This window comes from Lapidilactobacillus achengensis (assembly GCF_003946655.1).
GTDB lineage: Bacteria > Bacillota > Bacilli > Lactobacillales > Lactobacillaceae > Lapidilactobacillus > Lapidilactobacillus achengensis.
Genome location: NZ_RHOV01000009.1, coordinates 1 through 13,085 on the forward strand (window position 1 = coordinate 1; position 13,085 = coordinate 13,085).

Below are 13,085 nucleotides of genomic sequence, written 5' to 3' on the forward strand. Positions count from 1 at the left end.
GGCACCCAAAGATGGATAGCCCAATTTTCGGACTACCGCACTCCATGACTGATGATACTGGTAAAAGAGCTCAATGGCTCGTTGCTTGTCTTCTCTTGAATACATAATGGTATTATACCCGAAGTCCAGGATTTTGTCCGCACGCCCAAACCTACATTTTTAAATTGCCATTGACATCAAGTTAAAATCGGAGTTACAAGAAGCCCGAACTCAGTATAACGTTTTGCTAGTAAAAAAAAAAGAAGCCAACACGCTTCTCTTTTTTCGTGGGGTGGCACGTTTGTGGCACATTCCATCAGCACATTATATAATATTGATTTAGCAAAGTGTCCTAAAGGGCAGTTTACACCGCGATTCTGAATTTCATTCGTTTGAGACGTTTATTTCCCGGGAAATAATATTCTCGAGTGATTAACTTAGCGGATCTGGATGTAACCCACTTCTTGAGGCGCGCTATCACATTGACGTTATATGAAACGATAGTGGTTGTGCCCCCACGTGGATTTGAATGTTTTCCCGCGAAACAGCTTGCTGAACGACGTGATGCCGTTAAAGACCTTTTCACAGCCGTTCCGGGAATTGTAATTCTGATATTTAGCGATGCAGGGTATTTCATGGTATTTTGTATCCATAATAGTGACGCAACTATTCAAAAATAACTAGGAAGATTTTATCATGGAATCAACAACTGTATAAACGAATAAAATTCAGAGTATCCCGAGTTATGAACTTGCAGAAATCGATAACAGTATCTTCACCATCGTTATCTCGCTCGTTGGACGAGGATCAAGCAATCGTTCAATCTAGAGCCTAGAGCGTCAAAAAAGTCAGTAGCAACGAGCGGTCGACTCGCGAGCTACTGACTTTTTCAATGTACTTAGCGCAGGTTCAATACATATTGACCAGGTTTTGCTTTGATCCGGATGCGATAATGGGTTTTTCTGCCGGTCAGTTTAAGTTGACGCGTGCGCCCGGGCGGTAAAACAAAAGCGGGTGTGTGGAATTTACCAGTGGCGTCGGAAACTTGGACTTGAATGGTTCCAGAATTGCCAGCGGCGTTGATCAGGAGCCGCTGGGGATTCAGCGGGGTGCTTTTTGGATGAGGAGAACCGTTCCAGCGAGTCGGCACCCATTGATTGCGCTCACTGGCGCGAATCAGAGTGACTGAAGTCTCGATCGGTGAAATAGTTTGTTTGATCGTGCTGATATTATGGACCAGTAAATAAAGTACGATCAGAAGACCACCAATAAGCAGGAAAATAATAGATTTACGTGTTTTTTTACGTTGTAGCGGTGGAGCGGCAGTAGGCTGATCGTTGATCACTGGTGGTTTGGTGTCATTAAGTAGCCAGTCGACCGAGGTTTCGAGTAGCTGGCTTAAACTGATCAGCACCTCCAGATCAGGATAGTTGCGCCCGACCTCCCAGTTAGAGACTGCTGAACGGGAGACATTCAATTTTTGAGCCAGCTCTGTTTGTGTGAGCTGAAGCTGTTGTCGCCGTTGCTTGAGCCGGTCTCCAAAGGTTAGCATCTGAAACTTCTCCGATCCCTGATCTTCTCCGCTAAGGTTTTGTCTGATATAGATAATTGACGAAAAGACAGCTGTGCTCGCTGTAAATTTTCGGACACAAAATCTGTCATCCCCGTCTTATCAACATTCTTAATTGTACCGTCTTCTAAAACCCCTTGCAAGATGCTAAGGTGAACAGAGCGAGAATTGACCCGGTTAGGGTTTGAGCATTAGCCTAGCAAGCGTTTTAGAAACTGACCAGCAGGTATTGTGTATCAAACGAATAGCGACTGGCCTGCTCAAAAATGGGACAGAGGAGGAAAACATCGTTGTTAGAATTGACGCTAAGGCGCCTGACTAAGAAGTATGGGCAGAAACTCATTCTCGATCAGGTCACGCAGTCTTTTAGTTCTGATGCGGGGATCAGCGCAATCGTCGGGGAGAGTGGCGCCGGCAAGTCCACGCTTTTAAATCTTCTTTTTGGTAGTGATCAGCGTTATTCCGGCCAGTATTTGATCAATGGTCACGACGCGCAGACTTTGACTGCCGCGAACTGGGCGGGGCTACGTAGTCACAAGATCCAAATGGTTTATCAGGATTTCAAACTATTGTCGGATCTCACCGTCGCCGAGAATATCGAGTTCGCGGAACGGCGTTATAACGGCGAGTATCAGGCGCGCAAGGCGCAGTTGCTCCAACTATTGGGGATCCAGGCCATCGCCAACGCGAAAGTACGGGATATCAGTGGTGGTCAGAAACAGCGCGTGGCTATCGACCGCGCATTATTGAATGAGCCTGAGTTGTTACTGCTCGATGAGCCGACGGGGAATTTAGACCAGCGTCATACTACAGAACTGCTCGATTATTTGGCTAAAATCAAGCACCGTGGTGTTGGGATCTTGATCGTGACTCATGATGAACGGGTCTTACCTTATGCAGACAAAATCTTTCGTCTTCAGGATGGCCAGTTGCAAGCGGAATCATCAGTGGTGCCGTCATCAATACCAGATCATTTTCCACCGGTATCTGAAGCGGCTGATGTCCCGTTGTCCCCAGCGCCAGAACGACCCAAAACGCCAGTGAAAGTTCGACTCAAGTACATCTGGGTTGACCTTTTGCAGAAGTGGCGACAGTTTTGCCTAGCTAGTATTCCTCAAATCTTGATCTTGGCCGTGTTCATGCTGATTTTGACTGGGCTTAAGCAAGTGCTGCTCGGTGATATAACGGCAACATTTCAAGGTTTTGCCAGTAATGTGATCCAAATCGACACGCAAACTCTGACCCAATCGGCCCAAAAACGACTCAGTCAAAAGGGTATCGATGCCAGCGTTGATCAAAATCGGTTGTATTTCAGCCAGCAAGATCTTGATCAAGTGCGCCGGCTTCCTCAAGTGCAGCAGGCTTTTTTATTCAATACAAGTCAGTTAATCTTGGATCTGCAAGGCAATGAACTACAGGAGTCTTTGGCCAAGGATAAATTGCCGGCGACTTTTAAAAAATATCCCAGTTATATTGCAGCGCCAACGGAATTACTGTTTGCATTTCGAAGCCTGACGCTTCCCGCGAGCAAACTTAACTATTATGATCCGCAAAAAATCAACTTGCAAAGTGGGACCTACCCCAGTACGGCCAACGAGATCCTAGTCCCTGACTTCTTTAAGGAGTATTTAGTTCAAAGCGGGCGTTCTGGCCAGCGGGTGCGTTTGCATGTGCGGAGTGAGCAGGCTCAATTTGTGACGAAGACTTATCAAATCAGTGGCACTTATCAAACCGACTATCGCCGTCAGCTCCAACCCAATGTGGATCTTAATTACCGGCCGGCTTTTGCGATCTACACGGCCTATCATCAAATCGATGAGCTGGCGCTTCAACTTACCCGCAAGGCTTATGTGGAAAAGAAGGACAGTTATCAGATCAATGCGGCGACGAAAGCCTATTCCCAGAAATTGGTCGGCACTTACGAGCAGTATCGCCGAAGTATGGGTCTGGGGCAACCAAGCATGTTGATCGTGGCACGGAACGCGGCGCAGATCCCCCAACTGACCAAAGAATTGGCGCGCAAATATCCGCTTTATCAGCAGATGTCGCAGTATTCCTTGAGTCATGGTGATTTTGCGACGACCTATCGTCAATTGTTACTGATCCTGGTGGCGGGGATCGTGGTGGTGGCCGCGCTATTGATCGTGATTTTTGTCTTCCTGAATAAGCAGAGTTTGCGTCATCGCCGTCAAGAGATGGGGATCCTGATCAGTTTAGGTTACCAACGCGGTGATGTGAAAAGGATCATTGCTGGAGAGATCATCAGCCAATTGGGTTTGATCTATCTCGGCGCGTTGCTCGTGGTCAAGTTGTTACATCAGTTCTTGATCCAGCGGTTCTCTTTTGCGAACTATTTCGTTGATCTGTACACTTGGTCGAATCAGGGTCTCATTTTGCTGGTATTGTTGCTGGTGATGTTCTTCTCGGTTCTCTGGGGACTGACGGTGATCAGAAAAAACCGGCTCAGTGAGAGTCTGAAATAAGGCTGGCACACGCGGCGGCACTTTAGCCGGATCCGAACTTGCAGGAGCAGACGGGGATCAAACTGAGCAGCGGTGAAATCCTGAATAGACACTTCCCAAAGTATCATTGGAACGCTATGATAAGAGTAGTATTGCGTTTGTGCGTTAATAGCGCCGCTTGGGCGGATCATTAGGGGGGAGAGCAGATGAAATTGGCGTCAAAGGCATCATCTCGTCAGCGGACCACAGTCAAAATGAGATTGCGGCTGTTTATTAAACCGCTATTACGACTTAGTTTACCGCAGATCCTGCTCTTCACCACATTATTGCTGGTTTTGCTGGGGATCAGGCAGGCGACGCTGACGAGTTTTCGCGAGCATTTTACCGTGCTGGCGCCTAATGCGATCTACCTTGATGCACAGACGTTGAAGCCTCATGAACAAGAGCGCTTGAATCAACGGGGCATCGAGGTCAGTACCGATCGAAACCGCTTGTTTTTCGCGCAAAGAGATTATGATCAAGTGCGAGACTTACCCTTGGTCAAGCAAGCCCTGCCCGCGGAAACGACCCGCTACATTCTCGACGCTAACGGCAATGAATTACAATTATCCTTGGCTAAAAATCAGTTACCCCCGGTGTTTCAGCGTTATCGGAGTTTTGCGACGGCACCGTCGCAGCTGAACTTTGGCTTTCAAAGTTTACAAGTACCGCCGACGCAACTCAAGGCGTATAACCCACAAAATATTCAGCTCATCAGCGGCCATTATCCTAGCGCGGCCAATGAACTGCTGGTTCCTGATTTCTTTAACGCCGCCTATGATCACGGGGACCGTGCCGCGCGATCAGTGCAGTTACCGGTATTGACAGCAAAGGGTCAACGGCGAATGCGAACATACCAGATCAGTGGGACTTACCGCACGGATCATCGGACGAGTTTGTGGGCCGAACAACAAATTGGTCCCAAAAGAGTTTTTGCGCTGTATTTGCCATATCATCCAGAAGATCCCCTAAAAACATTGCGGACGCAAGCGACCTATCAGAATTTCCGCCAGTCCTTCGCGACCAATCAAGCGACCAAGGACTATTCTCAGAAACTAGTTGGCTCCTATGCCGCTTATTTAAAAAGTATCGGGATCGGGAAAACGGGCATGTTGATCGTGACCCGTGACGCGGCGGCGGTGCCAAAAGTCAGCCAGCAGCTTGCCAAGCTTTATCCGCAGTATCTCCAAATTTCACGTTACGCCCAGACCCATGGTGAATTGGCAAGAACCTACTGGCTGTTATTGCTGATCGTTGTTGTGGCCACTTTGTTGGTTATGGGAGCGTTGCTGTTGAGCTTGATCGGCAGTGATCGCCACTATTTGCGGCGGTATCAGGCGGAGCTCGCCAGTTTGGCGGGCTTAGCCAGTTATCGCGTTCAATTAAAGAAAATCATGACTTGGTTACTGGTCAGTCAACTGACTATTATTTATTTAGGGACTCAGGGATTGCTGGCGCTAGTTCAGTGGCAAGTGCTTGGGCGGCTCCGCCTGAGTCAATATTTTACCCAGCTGTTCACCTGGTCTGATCAAGGGCTGATTGCGCTGATCATGTTGACGATCTTGATCGTGGTGGTCTGTTGGGGCCGCTCTTATCTTGACCGGGTAGGCGTTAGCGGCCGGGTCGACAAGGAGAAAACATCTTGAAGAAAAAAGTTAAAATTAGTCTGCTAGTGTTGGTTCCCATTATCTTGATCGTGGGTGTCGTGGTTTTATTGCGAGTGAGCTCGAAATTAAGCCCAACGTCGATGCAAGACGTGACCGTCAGCACGAAAACCACCGCAGGGAAAATGCGGATCGTGATCCATCCCCGCGCTAAAAATGTTTTCCTGACCACGGAGATCTCCGGGTCTGATGACTATCAAATTTATACTCGGCATTTTCTACCTTGGGAATCCCCCAAGCGTGCTCTTATCTTGACCTACCAAAAGGATACGAAAAATGCCGTGATCACGCGCCCCAACGACAGCAAAGTGCCTGCGGACGCCAAATTCGCAGTGCGGCTGATTTATTCGAATGGTGAGGAGAAATTGACCTGGGACTTGAATTAATTGGCCAAATGCAATAGAATTAATTGAATATAAGCAAGGAGGTTTATCATGTCGCAAAATTTGCATACTGGTATCGACGGCAACCGTCGCCCAGTCAACCAATCTAACATCAAGAAGAACATCAAAGCTAATGATCAAGTTTTAGCAACTTTGAAGAAGTTGGCTGACGCTGACAAGTAAGCAGTGTCCATTCCGACGCTGACGATGGAAGACCGCACTTTAGTGGTGGTCTTTTTATTTTGCTCAAAATCATTTGCTTGAATGACGGAGTAAGCACTTGAACAGGCGCCTTAACACGAGTTTGAACAGAGTTTGCCAGGATCTTGACCGGTATTTTGGCTGTTCGTAGCTGTCAATGCCGCGCGTTGGGATTATTTTATTAGCTCATTTCCAGAAGTTTCGGACAAATACGACGGGTTTGCGTATTTAACTTTGGTGGGGTGAAATAGGTTGCTCTAAATTGTCTCGGATTGGGTTCTGTTGCAGCGATGAAGAGGACGTTCTCAATAAAAACTGCCTAGCAAGGAGCGGCTAGGCAGGCATTTTTGAATTTTCGATTTTTAGGTCGAGCAAGGACTAGTTCAGAACGGGCTCACTGAGCCAATCGAAGGCGAGTAGGGTTTGGGTCGCGGTTTGGATCGGGATCCAAAGTTGAGCGGCGCGGATCTTAAAGAGGGTCCACCAGAAGAGTGAGTCACTTTTCTGGGTTTTGGTGAGGTGAAGTTTAACGGTTTGGCCGTCCTCGGTTTCGCATTCGATGTTTTTGGCGTTCTTGATCGTTTTGATTTGAACTGTCGTAATTTGCTCGCTGTCATTGATCAACATAACTATCATCCTTTCATTGAGCATGGTAATAGCATAACCGAGAATGATGACCGATTTGGGACCGTTTTATCAGGAAGGCGTGTTTTTACTTTGAAGAAAGATAGATGGTTCTTAACAGCAGTTAAAGGTTTTAGCTTTTTATTAAGGGGTTGCTGTTCGGGCGCGTAAGACGGCGCTTGCAAAAAGTTCGTGAAAGCATGGGTCGCGACCGGATTTTGTGCTAAACTAAAAGAAAATGGGCTAATCGAGGTCAATGCGATGAATGTTTTTCAAATTCTTAAATTTATTACTGTGAATCACCGTAGTTTAGCGCCAGAACAAGTGGTGCTGACCGATTTGAACGGAAAACCGAATGCGGTGATGACAGATCTACTCCATGATATTCTGACCAAGATCTACTTGTTCGTGGATCTTGGCGCGGTCAATGATCCCCATGAGGTGATCACCAAGTTGGCGGTAGTCACGCCACTGCCCCATGATGTTTTGGACGAATATCAAAAGGCGTTGGAGCAAAGTGTTTATCAAGTCAATTTTGCGACCAAGAAGCAACTGGTGGAAATCGTCTACGACGATTTTGTTTAGCGGTTCTCCAGTCAAATCAAGACGGCGTAAACCAAGTTCAGGAATCGCGGGACTTGGTTTATTTGTTATCCGCGGGGCCGTCATTATTTGCTGAGGATCTGCGCTGGATCGCAGTTCGTAATGGGATCATGGTTAGTCGCAGTTTATAGTGGGATCATGGTTAGTCGAAGTGAGGGAGGTGGCGCGGATGAAATTACGCTGTGCTTATTGTGGGTTAGATTTGAATGAACAACATTTTCAGGTCAGCGCGACGGCGTTGACCAGTATTTGTGATTTGTGCCGGCAACGGGGAATCAAGCCGGGACAATGGGCCAACGCGCAGATCGCAGCTTTGGCGCAGGCGCGTTCGGGGCAGTTTCTGGGGCAAAGCGAATTAGCGCCGGACTTGCCGCAACCACAACCGTTGGCGCTGAACAAGCAACAGCGGCGGGCCTGCGCTAGTTTGATCAATGCGTTTGACGCCTTGACGGTGGTTTGGCAAACACCGGCGCGGCGGCAGGATTTTTATCAGCGGATCATTGGTTGGCAGGATCAGCCCCAAGCGAATTTGACTGGCGATCTGCCGCAAGATCTGCGCCGGTTAGGCTGTGATATCACAGGCCTTTTTGACAAAAACGACTTGGATTACGCCACCCGTCAGCGGGTTCGGGAACAATTCGGCTATCGTTGTCAATACTGCGGTCGTTATGGCGATAGTGTGGATCACAAGGATCCGGTGGCGTTATCGGCAGATAATCGGCGGGCGAATTTGACTTTGGCCTGTCGCGAGTGTAATCGGCTGAAGGGGGACATGCCCTATACGCTGTTCGTGCAATGGAATCAGGAAGTGACCCCACTGCTCCGTAAACTGGCGGCCGCTGAGCGGACGTTGACGGCGTTGCGCCAGCGTCAGGAGCGCGTTCAAGCCAAATTGGCGGTGGAGCAGCATTTGTATGGTCAGGTCAAGGCGCCTGCCGCTCAAGCATTGCGGCAACAGATCAAGTTGTTGCAAGGATTGCGCGATGGTGAGAACAGTCAATATCAGAAGTGGATCAAGTTGCGGCACGATTATGTGATCAGCCATTATCAGGCTTGGTTGTTGGCGGAAATGGAGGAATAGGGATGCGATTTTTACAAACGGCGGATTGGCATATTGGGCGGCGCTTGTTCGGCTACGATTTGTTGGCGGAACAGTCGGCGGTCTTGAGCCAGGTGGCGACGATCGCCCAGGAAGAACAAGTGGACGCGATCGTGATCGCCGGTGATCTGTATGACCGGCAAAACCCTAACGAAACGGCGGTGGCGTTGCTGGATGCCACGATCCAACAGTTGAATTTGAGCTTGAAACTGCCGTTGTTGGTGATCAGCGGCAATCATGATAGCGGCGTCCGTTTAGGTGTGGGCGCCGATTGGTTCGCCGAAACCGACTATTTCTTGCGGACGACTTTAGCCTCGGTGGATCAGCCACTAACGTTGGGGGACACGCAATTTTTCCTGTTGCCTTATTTTGAACCGTTTCAGGCGCGGCAATTTCTGCAAGATGACAGTATCCATACCGTGGCCCAAGCGATGACCCAGTTGGTGGCGCGGATGCAGGCGCAATTTACGCCGGGCTTGCAACATGTGTTAGTGGCGCATTTCTTTGCGGCGGGCAGCACCCACTCGGACTCGGAGACGACGGTGGCGGTGGGCGGCTTGGACGCGGTGCCACTGGATCAATTAGCGGGGTTCGATTACGTGGCCTTGGGACATATCCACAACAAGAACGCGCTCCACAGCGAACGGGTCCGTTATAGCGGTTCGTTGAACAAGTTTTCGCTTTCAGAAGTTGATCAGACCAAGGGGGTTTTGATCGTTGAAACGGCGCCAGCGTTAACCGTCAAGTTCCGACCGGTTACCCCGCTCCACGATGTTCAAAATATTCGTGGCGCTTTTGCGGATTTGAGTGATCCTGACTATCTACGCCAACATCAGATCGATCAAACGGCGTATACCGGAATCGTTTTGCAAGACACGAATATCATTAGTAACGCCAGTGGGAAATTAAAGGCGCAATTTCCGCGTTTCTTGACGATGCAGCGGGAGCAAAGCGTGCAATTGGCGCAGCGGCAACACTTGACGCAGGCGCAGATCAAAGCGCCGTTACAGTTGTTGGCGGATTTCTATCAGCAGTTGACAGATAAGCCGTTAACGCCGGCCCAGCAGACTTGGGCGGCGGAAACTTTGAAGGAGGTGGATCGTTCATGAAGCCAATCAAATTGACGCTGGACTTTTTCGGTCCCTATCGTCATGAGGTCGTCGATTTCAGTCGGTTCGAACAACAACCGCTGTTCTTGATCAGCGGGGCGACCGGCGCTGGCAAATCGACTTTGTTCGATGGGTTGGTTTACGCGCTATATGGCGATGCTGCCAGTCCGCAACGCCAAGATAAGGATCTGCGCTCTGATTTCGCCACCCCGGCAGACCTGACCCAAGTGACCCTGACCTTCAGCCATCGGGGCAAATTCTATCAGGTGTTGCGCAGTCCGGCCCAGACGCAGAACAAGAAGCGGGGCAGCGGTGTGACGGAAATGTTGACCCAAGCCAGTTTGACCGTTTTCCAAGACGCCGCCCTGCAAGTGGAAGAAAATCAGATCCTCCAAGTCAAAAAGGTCAATCTTTTTTTGACTGACCTTCTACAAATGAACTCGGCCCAATTTCGCCAAATCATTTTGTTGCCGCAAGGGGATTTCCGCAACTTCCTCGATGGTGACAGTGATCAAAAGGAACAAGTATTGCGCAACCTCTTCCAAACCCAGCGTTATGAACGCTGGATCGACGCTTTGCAACAATCGTATAAAGATCAACGCAAACAAAACGAGGCCACAACACAACGGATCCAAGCACTGTTGCAACAGGTCCTGTGGTCGGACGATGGCGCACCGGCGGAAACCACGTCCTTGCCTGAACAGGCGGCGTTGTTGGCCAGTCAACTGCAAGACCAACAAGCAGAACTGGCCCAACTCAAACAACAAAAGGACGCTCAGACTGAAGTTAGCGCCGCTGCCCAAACGGCGTTACAACAGGGGCAACAAGTCAGCGCTTTGTTGGCGCAACAGGTGAAATTACAGCAGGACCAAGCCAAATTAACCGCCCAAGCGCCGACGGTGACCCACTGGCGGCAACAGCTCCAAGACTGGCAATGGGCGCGAGAATTGCGACCACAACAGGAACAATTCACCGCGGCGCAAGACCAAAGCGCGGATTTGCAACAACGGCTGGCCGCCAACGCCAAATTAAGTCAAGCCAACGGGCAAGCGCAAACCGCCTTGGCCCAAACCCAAGCGCAACTGACCGCGGCGCAACCAGAACAAGCGCGGTTACAGGCGCAGATCCAACAATGGCAAGCGCAACTACCGCTGTATCAGGAAGCTGATGGGCAACGAAGCGCTCGCGATCAGGCGGCGGCCCAAGTGACAGCGCAGCAAACCAAGGTCAGCGCGGCGGCAACCAAATTGGAACGCCAGCGGCAAGAGTTGGCGACGTTGACGGCGGCCCAAGCAGAACAGCCCGACTTCGCTGGGGAACAAGTGGTCTTATTGACCCGACAGACGCAATTGCAGGACTGGCAAAAACAATTGGCCCAACTGCAACAGACTCAGCAACAATTGCAGGACTGGCAAAGTCAGCAAACGGCGTTAAGCCAAGAACAGCTCACTTTGAACGCGGCGGCGGAGCGCGCTTTGAGCGTCTATCAGCGCCAACGAAGTGACTTTGCGCGGCAGCAGATTGCCCGGTTGAGTCAGGACCTGTTGCCGGACACGCCTTGCCCAGTCTGTGGTTCGCGCCAACATCCTGCGCCAGCGGTGGCTGTGGCCAGCACCGTGACCCAAGCAGCGGTGGATGAAGCCGATCAAGCTCGGCAAAAAGCCAGTCGCGCCGCCCTAGCCAAAGAGCATGAATTGGCAGACTTGACCAATAAAATGACCGAACAGACCACCACACTAAAACAGGCCGCGGATACACTACGTCAAGAATTATTAGCAGCTTCTTGGTTAGCGCTAGCGCCGGATTTAGTGGCGGATTTTTATCAGGCGGGGGCTAGCTTACTAACGGCGCCGGTCGCTAAGCTGCACCAAGATCAGCAAGCGTTGGCGACGGCTCAGCAAGCCAGTCAGCAAGCGCAACATCGGTTGGTTGAACTGCGGCAACAAGTGGAACAGGCCCAAACGGCGGGACAAGCCGCTCAAGAACAGCTACATCAAGCGCAACAAACGCTGGCGATCCAACAAACTCAATTGGCTGACCTTCAGGCGCGTCTGGCGGTGGACTTCGCCACTTCGCAGGCGTTACAAGAAGCACTGGATCAGGCGTTACAACGTTATAACGCCTACCAAAAGCAAGTTCAAAGCGTGGCGGAGCAGCACCAAGCGTTGTTGCAACAGGCGAAGGTCCAAGAAGCTGACAGGCGGCATTTTGCGGAACAGTTGGCGACGACACAAGCCCAAGTGACCCAGTTACAGGCCCGCTTGGCGGCGGCGTTTAGCCACCAGTGGCCAGAACTAACGGACTTTGCGGCGCAAAATCAGGCCTATCAAGCCTTATTGACTGCGGGGCAGCAACAGGAGCAGGTGACCGCGCAAGTCAAAGCCTATGAGGAACAGCAGTTGAAACTGAGCACCTTACTGGAAGAAGTGGTGACTAAATTACCCGCGGCGGCGGACCAACCCGATTTGGTGGCGTTACAGGCCGCCGCGGCTAGCGCCAGCGACCAACTGGCCCAGTTGAGTGATCGATTTGCGGCGCAAACGCAGCAGCAGCGCCAACAACACCGCTTATTGACCGGGATCCAAACAGCGCTGAGCCAATTGACTGATTTGACCGAATTACAAGAATTGGCGGAAGTCACTCGCGGTGTGGGCAGTCAGAAGTTGGGACTGGAACGCTACGTTTTGCGGATGTATCTGGAAGAAGTGCTCAAAGTCGCCAACACCCGCTTGGATCAGTTGACCCAAGGCCGCTATCAATTGGCGCTGGATGATGAACTTCAAGCCGCGCGGAAGAAATCCGGACTGGAATTGAATGTCTATGATGATTATACCGGCGAATTCCGCAGTGTGCGCACTTTATCAGGTGGCGAAAGTTTTATCGCGGCCCTGTCACTGGCGTTAGCCTTGGGCGAAGTCGTGCAGCAACAAACCGGCGCCATCGAGATCAACACCCTTTTCATTGATGAAGGGTTCGGCTCGCTGGACGAAGAGGCCTTACAAACGGCGATCGCCGCTTTGACCAGTTTAGAAGGCAAACAACGGTTGATCGGGATCATCAGCCATGTTCGGGAATTACAGTTGCAGATCACCAGCCAATTGCAGGTGGTCGCCAATGGCAATGGTGAAAGTCATATCCGCTATCGCTTGGCCGACGAACCCCTGAGCGACGGGGTGTGACCGGTACGTTAACAGCCGGCCCAGTTGATTGATGATTACGGCAAAGAAAAAAGTCTAAGACTTGTTGATCGACAATTTTGATCAGCAATCTTAGACTATTTTTGTGCTTTTTTAGCTTTGGAATCACTGTTTCGTCAGCACGTTTCTTATTCTCGAACCCAGTTATCCTGCCA

General features: G+C 50.3%; 10 protein-coding genes. 8 read left to right on the forward strand and 2 right to left on the reverse strand.

Annotation, left to right across the window (positions count from 1 at the left end; translation table 11 throughout):
- Nucleotides 1–877 precede the first annotated feature (877 nt).
- Nucleotides 878–1,531 carry a helix-turn-helix domain-containing protein gene (locus EKM94_RS06495; RefSeq protein ID WP_125599277.1) on the reverse strand — a complete coding sequence of 218 codons (654 nt, stop codon included), beginning with the start codon at nt 1,529–1,531 and terminating at the stop codon, nt 878–880.
- Between the two features lie 308 nt (nt 1,532–1,839).
- Here EKM94_RS06495 and EKM94_RS06500 point away from each other — a divergent pair, with 308 nt between their 5' ends.
- The 4 genes from EKM94_RS06500 to EKM94_RS12785 all read left to right on the forward strand — a co-directional run bounded on the left by EKM94_RS06500 (nt 1,840) and on the right by EKM94_RS12785 (nt 6,280).
- Nucleotides 1,840–4,032: an ABC transporter ATP-binding protein/permease gene (locus tag EKM94_RS06500; RefSeq protein ID WP_164511136.1), complete on the forward strand. Its 2,193-nt coding sequence runs from the start codon at nt 1,840–1,842 to the stop codon at nt 4,030–4,032.
- Between the two features lie 185 nt (nt 4,033–4,217).
- Nucleotides 4,218–5,696, forward strand: a complete 1,479-nt coding sequence (locus tag EKM94_RS06505) for an ABC transporter permease family protein (RefSeq protein ID WP_125599283.1) — start codon at nt 4,218–4,220, stop codon at nt 5,694–5,696.
- Complete coding sequence (locus EKM94_RS06510) at nt 5,693–6,100, forward strand: hypothetical protein (RefSeq protein WP_125599286.1); 408 nt, start codon at nt 5,693–5,695, stop codon at nt 6,098–6,100. Before EKM94_RS06505 ends, EKM94_RS06510 begins: the two co-directional genes overlap by 4 nt.
- A 48-nt stretch (nt 6,101–6,148) precedes the next feature.
- The gene (locus tag EKM94_RS12785; RefSeq protein WP_261806828.1) at nt 6,149–6,280 is read left to right on the forward strand and encodes a hypothetical protein; all 132 of its coding nucleotides are present in this window, start codon (nt 6,149–6,151) and stop codon (nt 6,278–6,280) included.
- A 396-nt stretch (nt 6,281–6,676) separates the two neighbouring features.
- On the opposite strand, the gene EKM94_RS06515 is transcribed toward EKM94_RS12785, so the two are convergent.
- On the reverse strand, nt 6,677–6,925 hold the full coding sequence (locus tag EKM94_RS06515; protein ID WP_125599289.1) for a hypothetical protein: 249 nt from the start codon (nt 6,923–6,925) through the stop codon (nt 6,677–6,679).
- A gap of 258 nt (nt 6,926–7,183) precedes the next feature.
- On the opposite strand from EKM94_RS06515, the gene EKM94_RS06520 reads away from it, so the two are divergent.
- The 4 genes from EKM94_RS06520 to EKM94_RS06535 all read left to right on the forward strand — a co-directional run bounded on the left by EKM94_RS06520 (nt 7,184) and on the right by EKM94_RS06535 (nt 12,912).
- Nucleotides 7,184–7,507 carry a hypothetical protein gene (locus EKM94_RS06520; RefSeq protein WP_125599293.1) on the forward strand — a complete coding sequence of 108 codons (324 nt, stop codon included), beginning with the start codon at nt 7,184–7,186 and terminating at the stop codon, nt 7,505–7,507.
- Nucleotides 7,508–7,694: 187 nt separating this feature from the next.
- Nucleotides 7,695–8,606 carry an HNH endonuclease gene (locus EKM94_RS06525; RefSeq protein WP_125599296.1) on the forward strand — a complete coding sequence of 304 codons (912 nt, stop codon included), beginning with the start codon at nt 7,695–7,697 and terminating at the stop codon, nt 8,604–8,606.
- 2 nt (nt 8,607–8,608) lie between these two features.
- On the forward strand, nt 8,609–9,733 hold the full coding sequence (locus EKM94_RS06530) for an exonuclease SbcCD subunit D (RefSeq protein ID WP_125599299.1): 1,125 nt from the start codon (nt 8,609–8,611) through the stop codon (nt 9,731–9,733).
- On the forward strand, nt 9,730–12,912 hold the full coding sequence (locus EKM94_RS06535) for an AAA family ATPase (RefSeq protein ID WP_125599302.1): 3,183 nt from the start codon (nt 9,730–9,732) through the stop codon (nt 12,910–12,912). Before EKM94_RS06530 ends, EKM94_RS06535 begins: the two co-directional genes overlap by 4 nt.
- Nucleotides 12,913–13,085: the final 173 nt, after the last annotated feature.

Coding starts and splice junctions, on each gene's coding strand:
- EKM94_RS06495 (WP_125599277.1), bottom strand. CDS start 1,531: ATGCTAACCTTTGGAGACCGGCTCAAGCAACGGCGACAACAGCTTCAG.
- EKM94_RS06505 (WP_125599283.1), top strand. CDS start 4,218: ATGAAATTGGCGTCAAAGGCATCATCTCGTCAGCGGACCACAGTCAAA.
- EKM94_RS12785 (WP_261806828.1), top strand. CDS start 6,149: ATGTCGCAAAATTTGCATACTGGTATCGACGGCAACCGTCGCCCAGTC.
- EKM94_RS06515 (WP_125599289.1), bottom strand. CDS start 6,925: ATGTTGATCAATGACAGCGAGCAAATTACGACAGTTCAAATCAAAACG.
- EKM94_RS06520 (WP_125599293.1), top strand. CDS start 7,184: ATGAATGTTTTTCAAATTCTTAAATTTATTACTGTGAATCACCGTAGT.
- EKM94_RS06525 (WP_125599296.1), top strand. CDS start 7,695: ATGAAATTACGCTGTGCTTATTGTGGGTTAGATTTGAATGAACAACAT.
- EKM94_RS06530 (WP_125599299.1), top strand. CDS start 8,609: ATGCGATTTTTACAAACGGCGGATTGGCATATTGGGCGGCGCTTGTTC.
- EKM94_RS06535 (WP_125599302.1), top strand. CDS start 9,730: ATGAAGCCAATCAAATTGACGCTGGACTTTTTCGGTCCCTATCGTCAT.